This is a genomic window from Aeromicrobium sp. Root472D3 (genome assembly GCF_001426485.1).
Classification (GTDB): Bacteria; Actinomycetota; Actinomycetes; order Propionibacteriales; family Nocardioidaceae; genus Aeromicrobium.
Genome location: NZ_LMET01000001.1, coordinates 725959 through 748035 on the forward strand (window position 1 = coordinate 725959; position 22077 = coordinate 748035).

The following is a 22077-nucleotide window of genomic DNA, read 5'->3' on the forward strand; positions in this document are numbered from 1 at the left end:
GGATGGGTGAGGCGCTCGAGCTCGCCCGGCAGGCCGTCGTCGACGGTGACGTGCCCGTCGGCGCTCTCGTGGTCGACGCCTCGGGCGCCGTGATCGGGCGCGGGCGCAACACCCGTGAGCGCGACGGCGACCCGACGGGCCACGCCGAGGTCGTCGCGATCCGCGAGGCCGCGGCGGCGAGGGGCGAGTGGCGGCTCGAGGGCTGCACGCTCGTCGTGACGCTCGAGCCGTGCACGATGTGCGCCGGGGCGATCGTCGTGGCGCGCCTCGACCGGCTGGTCTTCGGGGCGTTCGACGACAAGGCCGGTGCGGTCGGGTCGCTGTGGGACGTCGTCCGCGACCGACGGCTCAACCACCGGCCCGAGGTCGTCAGCGGCGTCCGGGCCGCGGAGTCGTCCGAGCTGCTGCGGGCCTTCTTCGCCACCCACCGCTGAGCACCGCGAGGCCGCGGGATCGCGGCACCGGTGGAACAACCACGCTCCGTCGACGTTGCACTTGGCATGAGAGCAATCGTGTACAGCCAGACCGGTGACCCGTCCGTCCTCGAGCTCGTCGAGCGGGAGCCGGGAGAGCCGGGTGACGGCGAGGTGCGCGTGCGGGTCGTCGTGTCGGGCGTCAACCCGACGGACTGGAAGTCGCGCGCGGCCGACCCGGGCCAGCCCACCCCGTTCGCCGAGGTCGTGCCCAACCAGGACGGCTCGGGCGTCGTCGACGCCGTCGGCGCAGGGGTCGAGGGCCTAGCGGTCGGCGACCGCGTGTGGGTGCAGCTCGCGGCGCACGGACGTCCGACGGGGACGGCCCAGGAGCTGACCGTCGTGCCGGCCGAGCGCGTCGTCCGCCTGCCCGACGGCATCTCGCACGACGTCGGCGCCTCGCTGGGCGTCCCGGCCGTGACGGCGCACCGCGCGCTGACGGTCGCCGACGGCGGCCCGATCCGCCTGTCGCCCGGTGCGCTCGAGGGCCGGACGGTGCTGGTCGCCGGCGGCGCGGGAGCGGTCGGGCACGCCGCGATCCAGCTCGCCCGGTGGGCGGGCGCCACGGTCGTCACGACGATCAGCAGCGACGAGAAGGCCGCGCTCGCGACGGCGGCCGGCGCCCACCACGCGATCGACTACACCGAGGGCGACACCGCCGACCGGATCAGGGCCGTCGCGCCCGACGGCGTCGACATCGTCGTCGAGGTGTCCCCGGCGGTCAACGCCCGCCTGAACCAGGCCGTCATCAAGAACGGCGGCACCGTCGCGGTCTACGCCAACAACGGCGGCGACACCGTCGAGCTCGACGTCGTGCAGACGTTCGTGCTCAACATCCGCTACCAGTTCCTGCTGCTCTACACGCTCGACCCGGCGGCCCTGCGCAACGCCGCCGAGGACGTCACCGCGGCGCTGCAGGACGGCGCGCTGCCGGTCGGCGAGGACGCCGGCCTGCCGCTCGTCCGCTTCCCGCTCGAGCGGACCGCCGACGCGCACGCCGCGGTCGAGGACAGCGTCGTCGGCAAGGTGTTGATCGACGTGTCGGCGGAGTGAGGCTCTCGCTGCTCGACCGGTCGCGGACGCGGGACGGTCGCCCCGAGGCCGAGGGGCTGACGGGATCGGTCGAGCGCGCGGTCGAGGCCGAGCGCCTTGGCTACGACCGCTTCTGGGTCGCCGAGCACCACGCCGTCCCGGGCATCGCCAGCGGCTCGCCGCCGGTGCTGCTGGCCGCGATCGGCGCGCGGACGTCCCGCATCCGGCTCGGCTCGGGAGGCGTCATGCTGCCGAACCACCAGCCGCTCGTGGTCGCCGAGCAGTTCCTGATGCTCGAGGCGCTGCACCCCGGCCGCATCGACCTGGGGGTCGGGCGGTCGGTGGGCTTCACCGCGCCCGTCCGCGAGGCGCTGCGGGCCGACCTCGCCGCGACCGACACGTTCGAGGCGGACGTGACGGAGCTGCGACGTCTGCTCGACGGAGACGCCGCCGTGACGGCGCACCCCGTCGCGACGTCGTCCGTGCCGATGTCGTTGCTGGCGACCGGGCGGGGCCTGTCGATCGCCGCGCGGCTCGGGCTCCCCGTCGTCGTCGGTGGTCCGGTCCTGCACACCGACGAGGGCGCCGAGGCGATCGCGGCGTACCGGCGCGACTTCCGTCCGAGCCCGATGGCCGCCGATCCGTACGTCACGATCTCGCTCGACGTGCACGTCGCGGTCGACGACGCGACGGCCCGCGAGCTCGCGCTGCCCGAGGCGTGGGCCATGGCGCGGTCGCGGCAGACCGGCGAGTTCCCGCCGCTCGAGCCCGTCGCGTCGATCCGCGCCCAGGCGTGGGGATCGCAGGTGACCAAGCGCGTCGAGAGGTCGCTCGCCCAGGCCGTCGCGGGCTCGCCGTCGACCGTCCGCGGCCTGCTCGACGACATCGTCGAGCGCACGGGGGCCGACGAGCTGATGGCGTCGACGTCGACGTTCGACCGCGCCGACCTGCTCGCGTCCGACGCGGCCCTGCGGGAGATCGTGACGTAGCGTCGGGCCGCATGAGCCTCACGATCGACGAGCTGGCGATGCCCGATGCGCTGGACGGCCCCGGCGGCCACGCGTTCGCGGAGTACGCCGCGCTGTGCAACGACGTCGAGTCGCACACGCTGGGCACCGACCTGCTGGTCATGGGGCCGCAGGAGATGCTCTCGGAGTACGTCAGCACCCCTACCCGGGTCCGCCGGCACCTCGTGGCGCGCGACGGCGCCGCACTGATCGGTCGCGCGATGATCACCACGCGTCCGCTGACGCCCGAGGCCGGGGCGCACCTGATGGTCGACGTGCTGCCGATCCACCGACGTCGAGGCGTCGGGACGGCGCTGCTCGCCGCAGCCGAGGCGGCCGCCACCGACGTCGGCGCGCCGGTGCTCAAGGTGGCCGTCGCGCACTCGGTGCGTGATGGGGGCGAGCGCGTCGAGCCGCCGACAGGCTTCGGCGACCTGCCGGCGGACGACCCGGGAGTCCGTTTCCTGCAGGCGCACGGCTACGCGCTGGAGCAGGTGAGCCGCATCAGCCTGCTCGCCGCCGATCGGCTGCGAGCAGGCCGGTCGCCCGAGGCGCCGGACCTCGAGGACGACTACGGGCTGCTGGCGTGGGCCGGGCCGACGCCGGACGAGTGGGTCGACCAGCTGGCGGCGCTGCGCACCCGCATGAGCACCGACGCCCCGTCGGCCGGGATGGTGGCGGTGGTCGACCCGTGGGACGGCGACCGGGTCCGCGAGCACGACGACCGCATCGCGTCGAGCGGCCGGACGGTCCTGACGACGGTCGCCCGGCACGCGTCGTCGGGCGTCCTGGCGGGTTTCACGGAGATCGTGGTGTCGGCGGGGGACGCGGTCGCGGTGCAGGAGGACACGCTGGTGGTGAGCGATCATCGCGGTCGTCGTCTCGGGATGCGGCTCAAGAGGGCCAATGCCGATCAGCTCGTGGCGGCGTTCCCCGCGGTGGAGGCCGTCGTCACGTGGAACGCCGAGGAGAACCGGCCGATGCTCGACGTCAACGAGCAGCTGGGATTCCGGGAGGTCGGCCGCGAGGCCGGCTGGCAGAAGCACGTGCACCGAGACGTGGCGGCCCGGAATGGTTGACGTCCGCGACTCGTTGAACCGGGCATGACCCACAACTCGTACGACTTCGCCGGCCGGACCGTCCTCGTCACCGGAGGTGGGACCGGCATCGGACGCGCGATCGCCCTGGCCTTCCTCGACAACGGCGCCAACGTCGCGATCTCGGGCCGCCGCGAGGACAAGCTGCGCGAGACCCTCGAGGGCCGGCCGGACGACCGGACGCTCGCCGTGGTCTCCGACATCGGCGATCCCGACGACGCGAAGGCGCTCGTGGCGGCCGTGGTGGAGCACTTCGGCCGGCTCGACGTCGTGGTCAACAACGCCGCGGCGTTCGCGAGCGGCGAGTTCACCGAGACCGCCGGCGAGCACTGGGAGCAGATCCGCACCACGAACATCGACGGGTTCGTGCACCTCGCGCTGCACGCCCTGCCCGAGCTGGAGAAGACCGGTGGCAACCTCGTGGGCGTCTCGTCGGTGTCGGCGCTGCGCGGCGACTGGGGCCAGTCGCTCTACAACGCGAGCAAGGCGGCGGTCCGCAACTTCATCGAGTCGCTCGCGCTCGACTACGGCAGCCGTGGTGTGCGCCTGAACTCGGTGGCACCCGCCTTCACGATCACGCCGATCACCGAGTCGATGACCGAGGACGAGGCGCTCATCGCGAAGTTCACCAACCGCGTCGCCCTGGGGCGTCCGGGCCGGCCGGACGACGTCGCGCCGGCGGTGCTGTTCCTCGCGAGCGACGACGCCGCCTACATCACGGGTGCCACGCTGGCGGTCGACGGCGGGACGAGCGCGTCGACGGGCCAGCCGCACGTCGAGTAGCGGGGAATACCGGACGTGCTAATCTAGTTGAAATTTAAACAAGCCACCGAGGGCGTGGCGGAGGAGTTCGACATGGGCGGCAACAGCATGCAGTTCGGCATCTTCAGCGTCGGCGACCTGACGGTCGACCCGACCGACGGCGCGATCCCGACCGAGAACGAGAAGCTCAAGGCGCTGGTCACGATCGCCAAGAAGGTCGAGGACATCGGCGGCGACGTCTTCGCGGTCGGCGAGCACCACGACTCCGGCTTCGTCCCCGGGGCCATCAGCACCCTGCACGCGTTCATCGCGGCGCAGACCGAGCGCATCATCCTGTCGACGTCGATCGCGCACATCACGACCAACGACCCCGTCAAGATGGCCGAGGACTACGCGACCCTGCAGCACCTGTCGGACGGTCGCGCCGACCTCGTCCTCGGCCGCGGCAACACCGGCCAGGTCTACCCGTGGTTCGGCAAGGACCCCTCGAAGGGCGTCGAGCTCACGATCGAGAACTACCAGCTGCTGCGCCGACTCTGGGACGAGGACGTCGTCAACTGGGAGGGCAGGTTCCGCACGCCGCTGCAGGGCTTCACGTCGATCCCGCGGCCGCTCGACGGCGTCTCGCCGTTCGTGTGGCACGGCTCGATCCGCACGCCCGAGGTCGCCGAGATCGCCGCGTACTACGGCGACGGCTACTTCGCGAACAACATCTTCTGGCCCAAGGAGCACTACATCCGGCTGATCAACTTCTACCGGCAGCGCTACGAGCACTACGGGCACGGCACGCCCGAGCAGGCGATCGTGGGCCTCGGCGGCCAGTTCTTCATGCGCAGGAACAGCCAGGACGCCGTCAACGAGTTCCGTCCCTACTTCGACAACGCCCCGGTCTACGGGCACGGGCCGTCGCTGGAGGACTTCCAGGCGCAGACGCCGCTCGTCGTCGGCAGTCCGCAGGAGGTCATCGAGAAGACGCTGGCGTTCGCCGACTACTTCGGCGACTACCAGCGCCAGATGTTCCTCGTCGACCACGCGGGCCTGCCGCTCAAGACCGTCCTCGAGCAGCTCGACCTGCTGGGCGAGATCCTGCCGACGCTGCGGGCCGAGTTCGACGCCCGTCGCCCCGCGGGCGTGCCCGACGCGCCGACCCACGCCAACCGGGTCGCCGCCCGCGACGCGGCCCTCGCGAAGGCCGACGCATGACCACCGTCGTCGCGATCACCGCGGGCCTCAGCGAGACGTCGAGCACGCGGCTGCTCGCCGACCGGCTCGTCGAGTCGCTGGGCCGGCAGGCGGCCGACGTGTCCGTCGAGGTCGTCACGCTGCGCGAGCTGGCGCACGACGTCGTCGACGCGACCCTGACGGGCTTCGCCTCGCCGCGGCTGCAGGACGTCCTCGACATGGTGACCGCAGCCGACGGCCTGATCGTCGCGACGCCGATCTACAAGGCGTCGTACCCGGGGCTGTTCAAGTCGTTCTTCGACGTCATGGACACCGACGCCGTGATCGGCAAGCCCGTCCTGCTCGCGGCTACGGCCGGCACGGCCCGGCACTCGCTCGCGATCGACCACTCCCTGCGACCGCTGTTCGCGTACCTGCAGGCGCTCGTCGTGCCGACCGGCGTGTTCGCGTCGACGCACGACTGGGGCTCCGAGGGCGCGCCGGCGCTCGAGCAGCGCATCGAGCGGGCCACCGGCGAGCTGGCGAGCCTGCTCGCGGGCACCGGCACCGGACGGTCGAGGGACGACGAGTTCGACCTGTTCAGCGAGACGTTCCGGTCGATCGCCGAGGGCCCCAAGGCCTGAGCCGGCCGCGCAATCTGTGACGCCCACGGCGTCATCCCCGGTCCGTGACGCCGTGAGCGTCACGGATCGCGGATGGTCGCGGCCCGCCTAGGGTGGATCCGTGCCCGACGACCTCGCCTCCCGTTTCCGTCTCGCCGCGCTCGGACCGCTGCGCGAGCTCGGGCGGGGCTTCCGGCGGGTCGGCCTGCGGGCCGTCCTGGCCGACACCAACCGCACGGGCCGGCGCGTCGAGGTGCCGGGCGAGGCGGCGACCGAGGGCTTCACGTGGGACGCCCGCGACGGCGCCACCGACCGCTGGTGGCCGCAGGGCATCACGACGTCCGCCGACGCGTACGGCCACGACGAGTCGTCCGGCACGGTCGACGGGCGCGGGGTGCTGCTGACGAGCTGGTACGCCCACGGCAGGTTCGCGCGGCGGCTGCTGGGCTCGCGCATCACGGTCGTGGCGGACGTCGACGGGCCCGCGCCGACGTACCGCCACGTGCTGCTGGTCGAGCCCGTCAAGGTCGGGCCGGTGCACCTGCTGCGTCCCGTGCGGGTGCACGCGGGCGGCATCGTCTGGTACGGCGACCACCTCTTCGTCGCCGGCAGCGGGGCGGGCGTCAGGGTGTTCCGGCTCGACGACCTCACGCACGTCCGCAACCGGGTGCGCTCGCGCGGCTACCGCTACGTCCTGCCACAGGCGTCGGCCTACGCCGCGGAGCAGGACGCCGATCACCCGCCGCTGACGTACTCGTTCCTGTCGCTCGACCGCGGGGCCGAGACCGACAGCCTCGTCGCCGGCGAGTACGGGACGAAGGACAGCCCGACCCACCGGCTCGTCCGCTACCCGCTCGACCGCGACACCCAGCTGCTGAGCTGCGACGAGCACGGTCGGTCGACGGCCGCCGAGCTGCACGATGGGCAGCCCCGCATGCAGGGCGCCACGCTGGTCGGCGACACGTGGGTCTTGACGGCGAGCGCCGGGGAGGGACGCCCGGGCGACCTGTGGGTCGGACGACCGGGGCACCTGCACCGGCACCGCGGCGTGCTGCCGACGGGCCCCGAGGACGTCGCCCACTGGCCGCAGCGCCGTCAGGTGTGGTCGCTCACGGAGTGGCCCGGTCGTCGCTGGGTGTTCGGGGTCGACGTCGACCCGTGGGTCACACCCTGACGACCAGGTCGGCCTGACCGCGGCGGGCGATGACGCGCTGCGCGTTGGGCTCGTCGACCGTGTCGACCCAGGCCTGCGCCTCGGCCTTGGTCTTCCCGTGCTTGACGTGCCGGCCGACCAGGCGCGAACGGCGACGGTCGTCGTCGAGGTCGACGAACCACACCGCGTCCATGACGGACCGCGCCTCGGGCCACGGCTCGGTCTCGTCGAGCAGGTAGTTGCCCTCGGTCACGACGATCGTCGCGGCGGGCGGCACGGTGATGGCTCCGGCGATCGGTTGCTCGAGCTCGCGCTCGAACGTCGGCGCGAGCACGTCGTGGTCGCGGTCGTCGCGGATGCGTCGCAGCAGCGTCAGGTAGCCGTGGCCGTCGAACGTCTCGATCGCCCCCTTGCGGTCGAGCAGGCCCCGCTCGACCAGCGCGACGTCCGCGAGGTGGAAGCCGTCCATCGGCACGTGGACCGCCTCGACCCCGGTCGCCCGCATCTTCTTGACCACCGCGACGGCCAGCGACGACTTGCCGACGCCGGGTGCGCCGCAGAGGCCGAGGACGGCGCGGCGCCCTGGCGTGACGAGCCCGACGGCGCGTCCGACGAGCTCGTCGATCGTGGAGGTCTGCACCTCGTCATTGTCGCGCAGGACGCGGGTTCGGCCGCTCGGCAGGCCTCGGGTAAGGTACTCGGCGGTGGCGTGTCCGAGCGGCCGAAGGTGCAACACTCGAAATGTTGTGTGGGTTCACGCCCACCGTGGGTTCAAATCCCACCGCCACCGCACGACAGAGGCTCCATTTCCTCCTGGATTCCAGGCAGAGATGGAGCCTCTTCGTCGTGCGTGGCCGACGTGGTCGGGTCCGACCATCCGCAAGCGCCTGGCGTCGCGGAGGGTGACCCTCCACCGGGCCGAGCAGGATGCGACGACGTCGTGAGGTCAGACGTTGAGCACGACGAGCCAGGCGGCCACCCAGACGGCGGCAAGACCAGCGCCGATCACCAGCAGCCGAGGCTTGATCGACGTGTCGGGTGTCCTCTTGAGCATCGCGTTCCGTGCACCTTCGCTCTTCAGCTGCTCGTGCTTCTGTCGAAACTGGCCCAGCGACGTCGGCATGATGAGGAACATCACGGCCCCTCCGATCAGCATCCCCAGCTGGTCTTCGCTCATGCGGCGAACGTACTGGTGGGCCAGTGCCCGTGCACGTCCAGATGGACGACGACGTGGTGGGGTCAGCGACCGGCGTCGTCCTTCATCGACCGGTAGAGGACCGACAACCTCAGCATCAGCGCCAAGAAGGCCACGGCGACCACGACGAAGGCAGCTCGGTAGGCCACGCGCCAGGAGTGGTCGGTGTCCGCGCCTGTCGGCGTCGCGAGGACGACGAGCAGCACCAAAGCTGGTAGGACCTGCGTGCGCCACTGGCGGATGAACGTCGGCCAGCGAGGGTCGTCGCGAACAGGACTCGGCATGCCACGAACCTACTGAGCCGCCAGCTGCCTCGCAGGTCGTTCGCGCGGAACGGGTTCGCCCTACCGGAATGCCGGGATGCCGGTGAGGGCCTGGCCGATCGAGAGGGCGTGCATCTCGGACGTCCCCTCGTAGGTCAGCACCGACTCGAGGTTGTTCATGTGCCGGATGACCGGGTACTCCAGGCTGATGCCGTTGGCGCCGAGGATCGTGCGGGCGGTGCGGCAGACGTCGAGGGCCTCGCGGACGTTGTTGAGCTTGCCCAGGCTGACCTCGACGGGCAGCAGGCCGTGGGCGTCCTTGGCGCGGCCGAGGTGCAGCGCCAGCAGGGTGCCCTTGACGACCTCGAGCGTCATGTCGGCGAGCTTGGCCTGCGTCAGCTGGAAGCCGGCGATGGGCCGGCCGAACTGGGTGCGCTGCCCGGCGTACTCCAGGGCGCACTGCAGCGACGCGCGCGCGGCGCCCATCGAGCCCCAGACGATGCCGTAGCGGGCCTCGTTGAGGCACGTCAGCGGCCCCTTGAGCCCCACGACCTCGGGCAGGACCGCGTCGGCCGGCAGGCGCACGCCCTCGAGCACGAGCTCGCTGGTCACCGAGGCGCGCAACGACATCTTGTGCTTGATCAGGGGAGCCGAGAAGCCGGGGGTGTCGGTCGGGACGACGAACCCGCGGACGCCCTCGTCGGTCTGCGCCCACACCACGGCGACGTCGGCGACCGAGCCGTTCGTGATCCACATCTTGCGGGCGTCGAGCACCCAGTCGTCGCCGTCGCGGCGGGCACGGCTGCGCATCGAGACGGGGTCGGAGCCCGAGTCGGGCTCGGTCAGGCCGAAGCAGCCGATCGCGCGACCGGCGGCCATCTCGGGCAGCCACTGGTTCTTCTGCTCCTCCGAGCCCCAGTGGTGGATCGCGAACATCGCGAGCGAGCCCTGCACCGACACCAGCGACCGAAGCCCCGAGTCGGTCGCCTCGAGCTCGAGGCACGCGAGCCCGTACTCGGTCGCCGTCATGCCGGGGCAGCCGTAGCCGTCGAGGTGCATGCCGAGCACGCCGAGCGTCCCGAGCTCGACCGCCAGCTCGCGGACGACGGGCAGCTCGCCGTCCTCGAACCACGTCGCGACGTGCGGCTCGACGCGGTCGTCGCAGAAGCGGCGGACGGCGTCGCGCACGTCGCGCTCCTGCTGCGTGAGGACCGCGTCGATGTCGGCGGGATCGGCCGGGCTGAACGTTCGCTTCGTGGGCGCGGTGCTCATGCGAGCTCCTTCGGTGTGCCGCTGCGGTGCGGGACGAGATCTGCTGCCAGGGGGCGCGAGAAAAGATAACCCTGCGCGGAGTCGCACGCGAGCCCACGCAGGGCGTCGAGCTGGTGCCGCTCCTCGACGCCCTCGGCCACGGCGAGCAGGCCGCACGCGTGGGCGGCGTGCACGACCAGCGCGAGCAGCTCGCTCGCGCCCTGCTCGGTCGAGGCGACCAGGCTCCGGTCGATCTTGACGACGTCGGCCGGCAGGGAGCGCATCCGGGCGATCGAGGTGTACCCCGTCCCGAAGTCGTCGATGCCGACGCTGACGCCCATGCTGCGCAGCGCCGCCATGTGCAGGGTCGCGCGTGGCTCGTCGACGAGGACCGTCTCGGTGACCTCGACCGTCAGTCGGTGGGGCGCCAGGCCCGACGCGCGCAACGCGTCGGCGACGTCGTCGACGATCGTGCCGGAGGCCAGGTGACGGCCCGACACGTTGACCGCGACGGTCAGGTCGCCGGCGCCGATGGGGTCGCCACGCGTCCAGTCGACCAGCTGGCGGGTCGCCTCGTGCAGCACCCAGCGGCCCAGCTCGCAGACGAGGTCGGACCGCTCGGCGACCGGGATGAACGTGTCGGGCAGCAGCAGGCCGTGGCCCGGGCGGTCCCAGCGGACGAGGGCCTCGTAGCCGTCGACGACCTCGGTGCGCACCCCGACGACGGGTTGGTAGTGGATCTCGAGGCCGCCCGTGGCGAGGGCCTCGACCAGCCCCGTCTCGACGTCGAGGCGGTCGGCCTCCTCCTGGCGCAGCGTCGCGTCGAAGAACTCGATGCGCTCGGACCCGCTCGACCGGGCCCGGCGGGCGGCGAGGCGCGCCTGGTGCAGCAGGTCGTCGGCGTCGGTGCTGCCGTCCAGGCTGACCGAGATGCCGACGGCGGCGGAGACGCCGACCTGCCGGCCGCCGATCAGCAGGGGCGTGTCGACCGCCCGCACGACGTCGCGGGCCAGCCCGGCCAGGTCGGACGACGGCGTGAGCCGCTCGACGAGCACGACGAGCTCTTCCGGCCCGACGCGGGCGAGGACGTCGTCGGGCGCCAGTACCTGCTCGATCCGCCGGGCGACGGCGTGCAGGGTGTCGTCGCGGTGGCCGAAGCCCATGTCCTCGAGGATCCGCGCCACCCCGCCGAGGTGGACGTCGACGAGCGCCGACGGGGTGCCGTCGCGCACCCCCCGCTCGAGCGCGGCGGAGATCTGCTGCAGGACGAACGGGCGGTTGGCCACGCCGGTGACGGGATCGGTCGTGGCCCGGTCGAACAGGTCGTCGCGCAGCGAGTCGCGCTGGTGCGCCGTCGCGCGGATCTCGTCGATGTCGCACGCCATGCGGCCCATCGCGAGCAGCGCCAGCACCGCCGACGCCACCACCAGGGTCGTCGGGTCGACGGGCACGCCGACGAGCTCGCGACTGGCGAGCAGCGCGGCCGGGAGCAGCACGACGGTCGCGAGCACCCCCAGGCGTCCCAGCGTGAACGGCGTCGGCCCCCGGGGCGCCGGACGGGTCAGGGTGACCATGTCGGGGTGCAGGGCGGCCGCGCCCCACAGGACGTACGAGCCCAGCCAGAAGGCCTCGATGACGGCCGACGATCCGGCGTGGCTCCCTGCGGACGCCGCGAACATCGTGTCGGCCGCCACGGACGTGCCGGTGGCGGACACCAGGAGCAGGAACGCGGGGCTCCACGTGTGCTGCCCCGTCATGAGGCGCAGCACGAGGGCCAGCAGGACGACGTCGGCGGCGGGGTAGGCGATCGCGACCACGAGACCGAGCTGTGTCGTCGTGCGGTCCTCGATCAGGGGCCCCGCGATGAACGACCACGACAGCAGCCCGAAGCCCACCGTGATGATCGCGGTGTCGACGACCCCGGCGAGGTCGCGGGTGCGGCGCTGCGTGCGCATCAGCAGGACGATGCCGCCGGCGAGCAGGGGGTACGACGCGAGGTACGGGACGTCCGCGAAGGACGGGTACGGCGTGCTGCCGTCGGCCGCGAGCCCGCCGTAGACCACGTCACCGGTGACCCATGCGCCCTGTCCGGCCGCCAGCAGCAACCACGGCGTCGCCGTCGAGGGCCGGTTGCGGGCGGCGCCGAGCACGATCGCCGCGACGCACGACAGGCCGACCGCCAGGTACAGCAGATCGGCCGGGGTGCCCGACGGCATCGCGAGGTAGACGACGGCGACGGTCGTCGACGCGGCCGCGTACACCCGCCACCCAGACCTCACGGCGTCTCCTCACCGGCCCCGCCGCGACGTCGCCGCGGCTGAATGGGCTCATTGTGTCGGACGGAACGGCTCACGGAGGCCGCGACGCGGTGTTCCGTAGGCTCGGCGCATGACCTCTGCACCCGACGTCCTGCACACCCCGCTGCGCGTGGGGGCGCTCGACCTGCCCAACCGTGTGCTCATGGCGCCGCTGACGCGCATGCGCGCCACCCCGCCCGGCGACGTGCCGAACGACCTGATGGTCGAGTACTACGTGCAGCGCGCGGGTGCCGGTCTGATCGTCTCGGAGGGCACGCAGATCTCGCCCGAGGGCAAGGGCTACATGGACACGCCGGGCATCCACAGCGCCGAGCAGGTCGCCGGCTGGCGCCGGGTCACGGACGCCGTGCACGCCGCGGGCGGACGCATCGCCGCGCAGCTGTGGCACGTCGGCCGCGTGTCGCACGAGTCGTTCCACGGCGGCGAGCCGACGGTCTCGGCGAGTGCGCTGCCCTACCGCAACCGCACGACGGTGCGCGGCGAGGACGGCACCCCCCAGCGGGTCAACTGCCCCACGCCCCGGGCCCTGCGCGCCGACGAGCTGCCGCGCCTGGTCGACGACTACCGCGCCGCGACGCGCAACGCCCGCGAGGCCGGCTTCGACGCCGTCGAGATCCACGCCGCCCACGGCTACCTGCTGCACCAGTTCATGTCGGCCGAGTCGAACCACCGCGACGACGAGCACGGCGGATCGCTCGAGAACCGCGCGCGTCTGCTGCTCGAGGTCGTCGACGCCGTGATCGGGGAGTGGGACGCCGCGCACGTCGGCGTCCGCATCTCGCCGAAGGGCACCTTCAACGGCCTGGACGACACGGAGGGTGGCGAGATGGGCCTGTACGTCGCGGCGCGGCTCGCGTCGCGCGACCTCGCGTTCCTGCACCTGTCGGAGCCCGACTGGGCCGGCGGCCCGTCGCTCGACGAGTCGTTCCGGCGCGAGCTGCGCGAGGCGTTCCCGGGCGTCATCGTCGGCGCCGGCGGCTACAGCGCCGAGAAGGGCGAGACGCTGATCGCGGCCGGCCTGGTCGACGCCGTCGCGTTCGGCCGCCCGTTCATCGCCAACCCCGACCTGCCGCTGCGCCTGGCCGAGGGCCTGCCGCTCAACGAGCCCGTCCCCGCGACGTTCTACGGCGGCGGGGCCGAGGGTTACACCGACTACCCCGCGCACAGCGCCTGACGGTGGACGGGACGCGGTGACGGCGAGGACGTGACGGTCCCGACCGCGTGACCTCCGGTGTCGTGGGTACGACCACGAGAACTCCCACCCCCGACATTGGAGCACCCGTTGATCCCGACCCTCGTCAAGCTTCCCCTCCACCTGACCCAGCAGCTCGCCGGCGTGGTGCTGCGCACCGGCGTCGGCGTCGCGACCGGCCTGCTGCACCGCGTGCTGCCCGGCGGCAGCGGCGCGCACGACGAGCCGGTCAGGCGCCCGGAGGAGCCGGCACCGGCGCCCACGGACGTCGCACCGGTCGTCGACATCACGCCGCCGAAGCCCTCGGTCGTGGCCGACCCCATGACCCAGCCGGCCGCGCCGACGCCCGAGCCCACCCCTGGTGCCACGACGACGCTCGCCGATCCCGCCCCGGCCACCGCCAACCCGGCGACGCGCTCGACGGCCAAGCGGGCCACGGCACGTCAGGGTCCGGCCAAGAAGGCGACGCCCAAGAAGCCCGCCGCCGGTGCGACGAAGGCGCAGAAGGCCGTAGACCAGAAAACCCCGGCCCCGAAGGCCAGGCCGACCAAGCCGGCCTCGGTGCTCGACGAGCCCGCCGCACCCGTCGACGACGACCCGATCGTCTACAGCACCGGCCCCGAGTAGCCCCCACCCCGAGCCCCACGACCCGCGAGTGGTGCGGACCGGACATTCCGGGACGGCGTGTCTGTCCGGACCGCACCACTCGGGCTCGGGAATGCAGCACTCGCGTGGGTCGAAGACCCCGTGACGCACCGAAGTCCCCGGCCGGAGCGGTAACGGCGGGGACTTCTGCGTGCACCGGAGGCCGTGCTGCCCTCCGACTCGTGTTCCACCGTACGGGCGCCGGATGACGCGGGCGGCAACCTCGGGCCAACGTCCGGTGAACGATCAGCGGCCCCGCGTCACGCGTCGGGCAGGCTGAAGTGCTGGTAGTCGGGATCGGTGAACAACCCGCCCCACTGCCAGCCGATGCGCTCGAACTCGCGCCGCACGACGTCCCCCTCGCGGACGACTCCGGGCTCGCCGGTGGCGCCGGCGGAGCGGTCGGCGTCGAGGTACGCCCGGGCCGCGGGCGGGCGCACGTCGTCGCCCACGACGTAGGGGTTCTGCACGGGGTTGGTGTCGATCGCGCGGCCGTAGGCGTGGTCCGACCAGCTCGTCGAGCCGGCGACCCGGCGGCAGTTGAAGCCCGACGAGTTGTTGCCCGCCATCGACAGGTCGTCGTCGCCGGCGTAGTCGTCGATCAGCAGCATGCGCTCGATCGGGAACCGTTCGGTGTACAGCGCCTCGAAGACGCCGACGACGTCGGACGCGACGTCGGCGTTGACCACCAGCTCGCCCCGGTGCGCCCGACCGTCGAACCCGACGTGCGTGACGGTCAGGTGGCGCAGGTCGGCGAGCGGGACGGGGCACGCCTGCGCGTCGTACGTCCGCATCGCGCGGCGCACCGACGTGCCGATCGGCTCGACGGTCGACGCGAACGCCGGCAGAGGGTCGCCGGGCGGCGGGGGAGGGGCGGACGCCTGCGAGGCCGGCCCCGGCCCGGGCGCGAGGTCGGTGCGCGACCTGAGTGCGTCCCACTGCTGCACGGCCGCGGTGGCACGCTCGCCGCTGAGCGGTCGCGGGCCGCCGCCGGCCCGGGGGATGCGGCCGGGGACCCACTCGTCGGCGACGACCTCGCCGCCCCGCACGGACAGGTTCAGCACGCCCGACTCGGCCTGCCGGCCGTGGTACCAGTAGAAGTTGCCGAGGCCGTAGCTGACGTACGTCGAGCCGCGCCGGCCCGCGCCGAGCGGGGTGTGCGCGTGCGTGCCGACCACCACGTCGGCGCCGGCCGCCTCGAGCGCCCCGGCGGTGCTGAGCTGCGAGCCCGTCGGATCGGCGTCGCCCTCCTCGCCCCAGTGCAGGTAGACGACCACGACGTCGTCGGTGCGCGCCGACTCGGCGACCGCGGCGACCAGCGCGTCCATCTGCGCACCGCTCGCCGAGGCGATGCCGGGGCCGGTGCCCGGCGCCGCGGCCCATGTGACGTCGCGGCTCTCGCGCGGCGACGCGTCGGCCGCATGGATCGCGACGTCGGTGCCGCGCACGCGCACCCGGTGCGGCGCGTAGGCCTGGCGGTCGTTGCGACCGATGCCGACGACCTCGACACCACTGCCCTCGGCGGCGCGGATCGTGTCGCGGACGCCCGTGAGCCCGTAGTCGGCGCCGTGGTTGTTGGCGACCGAGACGACGTCGACGCCCGACCGCTCGAGGACGTCGAGGGCGCGCGGCCCGGTGCGGAACCAGTAGCGGGCGTCGGGGTCCTCGAGCTCCTTGTCGGCCGGCTCGCCCCGCTCGGTGACGGCCGACTCGAGGTTGACCATCGCGACGTCCGCGGCCGCCAGGACGTCCGACATCGGCCCGAGCGTGGACGTGCCGTCGTCGGGGACGCCGGCGAGGTCGCCCGCGAAGTGCACGTCGCCCGCGAATGCGAACGTCACGACGGGACCGTCGGTGGACGCGGCCGCCGGCGTGCCACGCTCGCGTCCCTCGCGCGACGACGAGGCGGATCCTCGCACCGTGACCTCGGTCAGCAGGGCGCACACGACGATCGCGGCCATGGCGACGCCCGCTGAGGTGGCGGTGCGAGAGCGTCGCGGCATGGACCCATGATTCTCCGGCGCGCCAAATCGACAGGCGCTAGCGTGGCGCTGTGTCCGTCCTGGAGATCGTCCTGGCAGCGCTGTGCGGCGCCCTCGCGGTGCTCGTGGTCGTGCTGCGGGCGATGCTGGGCCGGGCCCGCCGACGCGTCCGGTGGCTCGAGGACCAGTCGTCGCGGCCACGCCTAAGCGTGCCGACGCCGACCGAGGCCGTGCGCGGCGTCGTCGGCACCGCGATCAAGCTGCGCGACCACGGCGTCAAGGGCGTCATCCGCAGCTCGATCGACGACCTGGCGCTGTGGGCGGACGTCGAGCGCCCCGACCTCGCACGCCTCGCCGCCGCGGACGGCACCGTCACGATCATGTTCTCCGACATCGAGGGGTCGACCGAGCTCAACCACCGTCTCGGCGACAACGGGTGGGTCCAGCTGCTCGCGCGGCACGACCGTCTCCTCACCAAGGCGATCGATCGTCAGGGCGGCCACGTCATCAAGACGCAGGGCGACGGCTTCATGGTGGCGTTCGCCGAGGCGTCGCAGGCCGTGGCGGCGGCGTGCGACATCGAGCGGTCGCTGGCGGGCGTGCGCCGCGGCCGGCTGGCGGGCGTCCGGGTGCGCATCGGCGCCCACCGCGGGTCGGCGGTGCACCGCGACGGCGACCTCTTCGGTCGCAACGTGGCCCTCGCGGCCCGGGTCGCGGCGCAGGCCGACGGCGGCGAGGTGCTGGTCAGCGAGGCCGTCGTCGACGCGCTCGGCGACGACGAGGTCACGGTGCTCGAGGTGCGCGAGGCCGAGCTCAAGGGCGTCCCCGGCGTGCAGCGCCTGCACCTCGTCGACTGGGCCTGACGCCCACCGCCCGGCGTCACTGACCCCGGCGGACCTTGCCCGTCGCCGACCGCTGCAGCTCGTCGACCAGCTCGACGTCGCGCGGCACCTTGAACCGCGCGAGCCGGTCGCGGACGTACGCGCGGATCTCGTCGGGGGACGGGCCGCCGTCCGGTTCCGGCACGACGACGGCCCGCAGGCGCTGCCCGTGCTGCTCGTCGTCGACGCCGTGCACCATGACGTCGCGGATGCCGGGGTGGCCGTGGAGCAGGTCCTCGACCTCGCCCGGGAACACGTTCTCGCCGCCCGACACGATCATGTCGTCGTCGCGTCCGTCGACGAAGAGGCGACCGTGGTCGTCGAGGTGCCCGACGTCGCCGGTGCCGACGTGCCCGTCGACGACCTCGCGACTGCTGGTCGCACCCGACGGCGCGGTCATCGGGCTGCGCACGACGACGCGTCCGACCGCGCCCGTCGGCACGTCGCGCGCGTCGTCGTCGACGACACGGACCGACACGCCCCGCAGGGGACGGCCGACCGTCCCGGGTGCCGCGCGCAGGTCGTGCGGGGCCGCGATCGTCGCCCAGCCGATCTCGGTCGAGCCATACATGTTGAGCAGCACGTCGCCGAACGCGTCCATGAAGCGTCCGGCCAGGACGGGGTTGAGCGGCGCCGCTCCCGACGGGACGGCGTGCAGCGAGCCCAGGTCGAGCCCCTCGCGGACGGCCGCCGGCACGTCGAGCATGCGGTGCAGCATGACGGGCACCGCGAACATGACGCGCACCCGATGACGCTCGACGGCTCGCAGGGCCTCCTCGGCGTCGAAGCGCCGCGTCAGCACGACGGGGCAGCCGAGGGCGATCGCGATCACGAGGTACGCCAGCCCCAGGCCGTGGAACAGCGGCGGTAGCACCAGGACGGGGTCGCCGGTGCGCAGGCCGATCGACCGCAGCATCGTGCTGAGCGGACCGACGTAGGCCGCGCCCTGCGATCGTCGCGGTGCGCCCTGGGGCGTGCCGGTGGTGCCGGACGTGAGGATCACGAGCCGCCCCGTGTGACGGCGGCTGGGCGGTGCGGGGTGCCCGAAGTCGCACGCCCCCCTGACCGAGCCCGAGCCGTGGCCGTCGCTGACCAGCGTCGGGACGTCGAGGCCCGACCGGGCGACGACGCGCTGCAGCCCGGCGTCGTGCACCAGCAGGTCGAGCCCCTCGCGACGGCCGACGTCGCCCAGCTGGTCGGCGCCGAAGTCGGTGTTGAGCAGCACCAGGTCGGCGTCGACCCACATCGCCGCGAAGGCCGCCTCGACGAATCCCGCGTGGTTGCGGCACAGCAGCCCGATCGTGCTGCCGCGACCGATGCCGCGGGCGTGCAGCACGCCCGCGAGCAGCCGGACGCGCTGGTAGAGCTCGCGCGCCGTGACGGTGCCGAGGTCGTCGACGACGGCCGGACGGTCAGGCCACCGGCTCGCGCTGTGCGCCAGCAGCACCGCGGGCGACGACTGGTGGCGCACCAGCCCCTTAGCCAGCCCCACGGCGGCGCGGGGACCCACGGGAGCGACGACGCGCGACGACAGCGCGGCGTCCAGCGCGCCGATGACCGTCCCGGCGAAGGGGATCACGGGCGTCGACCCGGGACGTCAGGTGTGTCCTGCGTCACGTCGGCCATGCGTGGACGGTACCGCCACCGGCGCGGCCCCGGCAACGGCCGCCGGGCTCAGAAGCCGGGGCGTCGCGGCACGTACGGCTCCTCGAGGGAGGCGAGCTCGGCGTCGTCGAGCACGAGGTCGACCGAGGCGATCGCGTCGTCGAGGTGCAGCGGCTTGGTCGCCCCGACGATGGGGGCCGTGACGACGTCCTGCTGGCGCACCCACGCGAGGGCCACCTGGGCGCGGGAGACCCCGCGGGCGTCCGCGATCGACGCGACCGCCCCGGCGATCGCCCGGTCCGACTCGTCGGTGTGGCCGTAGAACTTCTCCATGACGTGGTCCGAGCCGCTGCGCGCGGTGCTCTGGTCGTCCCAGTCGCGGGTCAGCCGGCCGCGGGCCAGCGGGCTCCACGGGATGACGCCGATGCCCTCGTCGAGGCAGAACGGGTGCATCTCGCGCTCGTCCTCGCGCTGCACCAGGTTGTACTGGTCCTGCATCGAGACGAAGGGCGTCCAGCCGTTGAGGTCGGCGGCGTGCTGGGCCTGCGCGAGCTGCCACGCCCACATCGACGAGGCGCCGATGAAGCGGGCCTTGCCCGACTGCACGACGCGGTCGAGCGCCTCCATCGTCTCCTCGATCGGGACGTCGGGGTCCCAGCGGTGGATCTGGTACAGATCGACGTAGTCCGTGCCGAGGCGGCGCAGGCTGTCGTCGATCTGCTGCGCGATCGCAGCCGCCGAGAGACCCCCCGTGGACGGGTCGCCGCCCATCGGGAAGAACACCTTCGTCGCGATCTCGACGTCCTCGCGGCGGGCGAGGTCGGCCAGCGCCCGACCGAGGATCTCCTCGCTCGAGCCGTCCGAGTACATGTTGGCGGTGTCGAACGTCGTGATGCCGGCCTCGAGGGCCCGGCGCACGTACGGACGGCTGTCGTCCTCGGGCAGCGACCACGGGTGCGTGCCCCGCGCGGGGTCGCCGTAGCTCATGCAGCCCAGGATGATCTCGGACACCTGCAGGTCGCTGTCACCCATCGCCACGCGTCGCATGGGCCCATCATGCCCGCCCCGACCATGAGTGCATCCTCGGATTTCAGGTGACGCCTCGGCGTGTCCTGCACTAGGCTCCGGTATCAGAGGGAGTTCTGCAGTTCCTGCACGCTGCTCGGCACATCGATGGGAGACCCGCTTCGCGGGGTTCGAGATGTCGTGGCGGCGATTCGTCGTCTCGTCGGCCGCAGGTGGGGCGTCCTCTGCTATCTGGCTGGAGGGGGCACGGATGAGACACATCGATCCTGCACGGCGCACGCGCGCGGTGCTCGTCGCGGCGAGCCTGGTCGTCGGGGGGATCGCGGTCGGCGCGCCGGCGCACGCCGGTCCGTCGGCGGTCACGATCAAGACGTTGAGCGCCCGGACGGTCTCGGCGAGCGCCACGGCCGCCGTCGCGCCCCGCTACTCGGCGCGCAAGGGCGTGCGGGTCAAGAAGGCGACCGTCGACGTCCGCCGCGGGTCGGCCTGGATGGTCAAGGGCGTCCGGCAGGCGCGCGTGCCGGCCGGCTCGTACACCGTCACGACGAAGGTGACCTACCGCGAGGCCCGCAAGGGACGGCTCGGGCCCGTCCGCACCGCGAGGCGCACGCAGGCCTTCCGGGTGAACGCGGCCCCGGCGCCGACACCGTCGACGTCCGCGCCGGCCACGACGACCACCCCGGCGCCCGCGGTCGCGCCCGTGTCGAGCCTGGCGTCGACCAGCACCTCCTGCCGCGGCTCGTCGCTCGTCAAGCCCGACGGCACCGCGTGGGCGTGCACCTTCGACGACGAGTTCGACGGCACCGAGCTCGACCGGACGAGGTGGCTGCCGCAGCAGACCGCGTTCAACGCGGTCGACGGCTACCAGATCGGCGCCGACTGCTTCGTCGACGATCCCGACAACGTCTCGGTGTCGGGCGGTGCCCTGCGGCTGACGGTGCGCAAGGAGTCCGCCCCGTTCACGTGCCGGGGAGCCGGTCCGACCGGTGACGCCCGCGTGCAGCACACCGCGGGCTCGGTCAGCACGGTCGGCATGTTCGCGCAGGCCCGCGGGCGCGTCGAGTTCCGCGCCGCCTTCCCCGCGACCAAGGTCGCCGGCCACCACGGGGCCCTGTGGCTCTACCCGTCCAGCCCCGCCGCGGCCTTCCCGTACTCGGGCGAGATCGACGTGGCCGAGTTCTACTCGCAGTACCCGGACCGGGCCATTCCCTACGTCCACTACGGGCACTGGGACCCGAGCGTGACCAACAACTACTGCACGATGCCCGACCCGGCCGCGTTCAACACCTACACCCTGGAGTGGACGCCGTCGACGATCTCGATCGCCTACAACGGGGTGCCGTGCGTGACGCACGAGGTCTCCGAGTCGGCCAAGGCGGCGTTCGAGGGCGAGTTCATGCTGGTCATGACGCAGGGTCTCGGAGCGGGCGGCAACGCCGTGACGTCGGCGACGCCCGACGTCGGCACCACGAGCGTCGACTACGTGCGGGTGTGGAAGTAGGCGGTCGGAATATCCGCCGCCGGCGGTTCCTTGACCTTGGTATGACTTCCACACCTTCTGCCACCCCGTCCGGAACCTTCCAGCTCGGCGGCGACCTGCCCGTCACGCGTCTGGGATACGGCGCGATGCAGATCACCGGCGAGGGCGTCTGGGGCGAGCCCCGCGACCGCGCCGAGGCCGTCGCCGTCCTGCGCCGGGCCGTCGAGCTCGGCGTGACGTTCTTCGACACCGCCGACTCGTACGGTCCCAACGTGTCGGAGGAGATCATCCGCGAGGCGCTGCACCCCTACGCCGACGACGTCGTGATCGCGACCAAGGCGGGTCTGACGCGCACCGGCCCGGGGGAGTGGATCCCCGTCGGCCGTCCGGCCTACCTCAAGCAGCAGGTCGAGCTGAGCCTGCGCAAGCTCGACGTCGAGCGCATCGACCTGATCCAGCTGCACCGCATCGACGCCGAGGTGCCGGTCGCCGAGCAGGTCGGCGCGTTCAAGGAGCTGCAGGACGCCGGCAAGGTGCGCCACATCGGCCTGAGCGAGGTCAGCGTGGCCGAGCTCGAGCAGGCGCAGGAGACGGCCGAGATCGTGTCGGTCCAGAACCTGTTCAACCTGACCGACCGCTCGGCCGAGGAGCTGCTCGACCACGCGACGGCCGCGGGCATCGCCTTCATCCCGTGGTTCCCGCTCGCGACCGGTGGCCTGGTCAAGGACGGCGGACCGCTCGAGAAGCTCGCCGCCGAGCACGACGCGACCCCGTCGCAGCTCGCGCTCGCGTGGCTGCTGAAGCGCTCGCCGGTCATGCTGCCGATCCCCGGCACGTCGACGGTCTCGCACCTCGAGGACAACGTCGGCGCCGCGGCGATCGAGCTGACCGACGAGCAGTTCGCGGCACTGGACGCGATCGCCTGATCGGG

The 22077-nt window shown here is 72.9% G+C and carries 21 protein-coding genes and 1 tRNA gene; 14 read left to right on the forward strand and 8 right to left on the reverse strand.

Annotated elements, in window-relative coordinates:
• The first annotated feature begins 2 nt into the window (after positions 1 to 2).
• From ASD10_RS03610 to ASD10_RS03645, 8 genes are all read left to right on the forward strand, one after another.
• Positions 3 to 434 carry a nucleoside deaminase gene (locus ASD10_RS03610; RefSeq protein WP_056609832.1) on the forward strand — a complete coding sequence of 144 codons (432 nt, stop codon included), beginning with the start codon at positions 3 to 5 and terminating at the stop codon, positions 432 to 434.
• A gap of 66 nt (positions 435 to 500) precedes the next feature.
• Positions 501 to 1526, forward strand: coding sequence for an NADPH:quinone reductase (locus ASD10_RS03615; protein WP_056604786.1), 1026 nt, complete (start codon positions 501 to 503; stop codon positions 1524 to 1526).
• Positions 1523 to 2494 (forward strand): MsnO8 family LLM class oxidoreductase, encoded by a 972-nt coding sequence (locus ASD10_RS03620; RefSeq protein WP_056604789.1) that lies wholly within the window; start codon positions 1523 to 1525, stop codon positions 2492 to 2494. The genes ASD10_RS03615 and ASD10_RS03620 overlap by 4 nt, the downstream gene beginning before the upstream one ends.
• An 11-nt stretch (positions 2495 to 2505) precedes the next feature.
• Positions 2506 to 3591 (forward strand): GNAT family N-acetyltransferase, encoded by a 1086-nt coding sequence (locus tag ASD10_RS03625; RefSeq protein ID WP_056604792.1) that lies wholly within the window; start codon positions 2506 to 2508, stop codon positions 3589 to 3591.
• Between the two features lie 24 nt (positions 3592 to 3615).
• Positions 3616 to 4392, forward strand: a complete 777-nt coding sequence (locus ASD10_RS03630) for an SDR family NAD(P)-dependent oxidoreductase (RefSeq protein WP_056604795.1) — start codon at positions 3616 to 3618, stop codon at positions 4390 to 4392.
• Between the two features lie 87 nt (positions 4393 to 4479).
• Positions 4480 to 5574: an LLM class flavin-dependent oxidoreductase gene (locus tag ASD10_RS03635; protein ID WP_056609834.1), complete on the forward strand. Its 1095-nt coding sequence runs from the start codon at positions 4480 to 4482 to the stop codon at positions 5572 to 5574.
• Positions 5571 to 6176, forward strand: a complete 606-nt coding sequence (locus tag ASD10_RS03640; protein ID WP_056604798.1) for a CE1759 family FMN reductase — start codon at positions 5571 to 5573, stop codon at positions 6174 to 6176. The genes ASD10_RS03635 and ASD10_RS03640 overlap by 4 nt, the downstream gene beginning before the upstream one ends.
• Positions 6177 to 6276: 100 nt before the next feature.
• Positions 6277 to 7329 (forward strand): hypothetical protein, encoded by a 1053-nt coding sequence (locus ASD10_RS03645; RefSeq protein ID WP_056604801.1) that lies wholly within the window; start codon positions 6277 to 6279, stop codon positions 7327 to 7329.
• Here the strand turns inward: ASD10_RS03645 and ASD10_RS03650 are convergent.
• Complete coding sequence (locus ASD10_RS03650; RefSeq protein WP_056604804.1) at positions 7319 to 7948, reverse strand: nucleoside/nucleotide kinase family protein; 630 nt, start codon at positions 7946 to 7948, stop codon at positions 7319 to 7321. The genes ASD10_RS03645 and ASD10_RS03650 overlap by 11 nt on opposite strands.
• Before the next feature lie 63 nt (positions 7949 to 8011).
• Here ASD10_RS03650 and ASD10_RS03655 point away from each other — a divergent pair.
• A tRNA-Ser gene (locus tag ASD10_RS03655) sits at positions 8012 to 8098 on the forward strand.
• Between the two features lie 156 nt (positions 8099 to 8254).
• Here ASD10_RS03655 and ASD10_RS03660 read toward each other — a convergent pair.
• The 4 genes from ASD10_RS03660 to ASD10_RS03670 all read right to left on the reverse strand — a co-directional run bounded on the left by ASD10_RS03660 (position 8255) and on the right by ASD10_RS03670 (position 12296).
• Entirely contained in the window at positions 8255 to 8485 is a 231-nt protein-coding gene (locus ASD10_RS03660; RefSeq protein WP_056604810.1) for a hypothetical protein, read from the reverse strand.
• Between the two features lie 62 nt (positions 8486 to 8547).
• Positions 8548 to 8787 (reverse strand): hypothetical protein, encoded by a 240-nt coding sequence (locus ASD10_RS18635; RefSeq protein ID WP_157432436.1) that lies wholly within the window; start codon positions 8785 to 8787, stop codon positions 8548 to 8550.
• Positions 8788 to 8847: 60 nt separating this feature from the next.
• Positions 8848 to 10038: an acyl-CoA dehydrogenase family protein gene (locus ASD10_RS03665; protein ID WP_056604812.1), complete on the reverse strand. Its 1191-nt coding sequence runs from the start codon at positions 10036 to 10038 to the stop codon at positions 8848 to 8850.
• The gene (locus ASD10_RS03670; RefSeq protein WP_157432437.1) at positions 10035 to 12296 is read right to left on the reverse strand and encodes a bifunctional diguanylate cyclase/phosphodiesterase; all 2262 of its coding nucleotides are present in this window, start codon (positions 12294 to 12296) and stop codon (positions 10035 to 10037) included. Before ASD10_RS03670 ends, ASD10_RS03665 begins: the two co-directional genes overlap by 4 nt.
• A 109-nt stretch (positions 12297 to 12405) precedes the next feature.
• On the opposite strand from ASD10_RS03670, the gene nemA reads away from it, so the two are divergent.
• Positions 12406 to 13509 carry an N-ethylmaleimide reductase gene (nemA, locus tag ASD10_RS03675; protein WP_056604818.1) on the forward strand — a complete coding sequence of 368 codons (1104 nt, stop codon included), beginning with the start codon at positions 12406 to 12408 and terminating at the stop codon, positions 13507 to 13509.
• Between the two features lie 108 nt (positions 13510 to 13617).
• On the forward strand, positions 13618 to 14154 hold the full coding sequence (locus tag ASD10_RS03680; RefSeq protein WP_056604820.1) for a hypothetical protein: 537 nt from the start codon (positions 13618 to 13620) through the stop codon (positions 14152 to 14154).
• Positions 14155 to 14432: 278 nt separating this feature from the next.
• On the opposite strand, the gene ASD10_RS03685 is transcribed toward ASD10_RS03680, so the two are convergent.
• Entirely contained in the window at positions 14433 to 16175 is a 1743-nt protein-coding gene (locus tag ASD10_RS03685; protein ID WP_082556001.1) for a CapA family protein, read from the reverse strand.
• A gap of 50 nt (positions 16176 to 16225) precedes the next feature.
• Between ASD10_RS03685 and ASD10_RS03690 the strand changes: the two genes are divergently transcribed.
• Entirely contained in the window at positions 16226 to 17017 is a 792-nt protein-coding gene (locus ASD10_RS03690; protein ID WP_056604826.1) for an adenylate/guanylate cyclase domain-containing protein, read from the forward strand.
• 16 nt (positions 17018 to 17033) lie between these two features.
• Here ASD10_RS03690 and ASD10_RS03695 read toward each other — a convergent pair whose 3' ends face one another.
• Together ASD10_RS03695 and ASD10_RS03700 are read right to left on the reverse strand one after the other, a co-directional pair.
• Positions 17034 to 18614, reverse strand: a complete 1581-nt coding sequence (locus ASD10_RS03695; protein ID WP_056604829.1) for an AMP-binding protein — start codon at positions 18612 to 18614, stop codon at positions 17034 to 17036.
• A 95-nt stretch (positions 18615 to 18709) separates the two neighbouring features.
• The gene (locus ASD10_RS03700) at positions 18710 to 19687 is read right to left on the reverse strand and encodes an aldo/keto reductase (protein ID WP_056604832.1); all 978 of its coding nucleotides are present in this window, start codon (positions 19685 to 19687) and stop codon (positions 18710 to 18712) included.
• A gap of 229 nt (positions 19688 to 19916) precedes the next feature.
• Here ASD10_RS03700 and ASD10_RS03705 point away from each other — a divergent pair, with 229 nt between their 5' ends.
• Both ASD10_RS03705 and ASD10_RS03710 read left to right on the forward strand, forming a co-directional pair.
• Positions 19917 to 21167 carry a family 16 glycosylhydrolase gene (locus ASD10_RS03705; RefSeq protein ID WP_157432438.1) on the forward strand — a complete coding sequence of 417 codons (1251 nt, stop codon included), beginning with the start codon at positions 19917 to 19919 and terminating at the stop codon, positions 21165 to 21167.
• 41 nt (positions 21168 to 21208) lie between these two features.
• On the forward strand, positions 21209 to 22072 hold the full coding sequence (locus tag ASD10_RS03710; protein ID WP_056604838.1) for an aldo/keto reductase: 864 nt from the start codon (positions 21209 to 21211) through the stop codon (positions 22070 to 22072).
• Positions 22073 to 22077: the final 5 nt, after the last annotated feature.

Coding starts and splice junctions, on each gene's coding strand:
- ASD10_RS03610 (WP_056609832.1), top strand. CDS start 3: ATGGGTGAGGCGCTCGAGCTCGCCCGGCAGGCCGTCGTCGACGGTGAC.
- ASD10_RS03615 (WP_056604786.1), top strand. CDS start 501: ATGAGAGCAATCGTGTACAGCCAGACCGGTGACCCGTCCGTCCTCGAG.
- ASD10_RS03625 (WP_056604792.1), top strand. CDS start 2,506: ATGAGCCTCACGATCGACGAGCTGGCGATGCCCGATGCGCTGGACGGC.
- ASD10_RS03630 (WP_056604795.1), top strand. CDS start 3,616: ATGACCCACAACTCGTACGACTTCGCCGGCCGGACCGTCCTCGTCACC.
- ASD10_RS03635 (WP_056609834.1), top strand. CDS start 4,480: ATGCAGTTCGGCATCTTCAGCGTCGGCGACCTGACGGTCGACCCGACC.
- ASD10_RS03640 (WP_056604798.1), top strand. CDS start 5,571: ATGACCACCGTCGTCGCGATCACCGCGGGCCTCAGCGAGACGTCGAGC.
- ASD10_RS03660 (WP_056604810.1), bottom strand. CDS start 8,485: ATGAGCGAAGACCAGCTGGGGATGCTGATCGGAGGGGCCGTGATGTTC.
- ASD10_RS18635 (WP_157432436.1), bottom strand. CDS start 8,787: ATGCCGAGTCCTGTTCGCGACGACCCTCGCTGGCCGACGTTCATCCGC.
- ASD10_RS03665 (WP_056604812.1), bottom strand. CDS start 10,038: ATGAGCACCGCGCCCACGAAGCGAACGTTCAGCCCGGCCGATCCCGCC.
- nemA (WP_056604818.1), top strand. CDS start 12,406: ATGACCTCTGCACCCGACGTCCTGCACACCCCGCTGCGCGTGGGGGCG.
- ASD10_RS03685 (WP_082556001.1), bottom strand. CDS start 16,175: ATGCCGCGACGCTCTCGCACCGCCACCTCAGCGGGCGTCGCCATGGCC.
- ASD10_RS03700 (WP_056604832.1), bottom strand. CDS start 19,687: ATGCGACGCGTGGCGATGGGTGACAGCGACCTGCAGGTGTCCGAGATC.
- ASD10_RS03705 (WP_157432438.1), top strand. CDS start 19,917: ATGAGACACATCGATCCTGCACGGCGCACGCGCGCGGTGCTCGTCGCG.
- ASD10_RS03710 (WP_056604838.1), top strand. CDS start 21,209: ATGACTTCCACACCTTCTGCCACCCCGTCCGGAACCTTCCAGCTCGGC.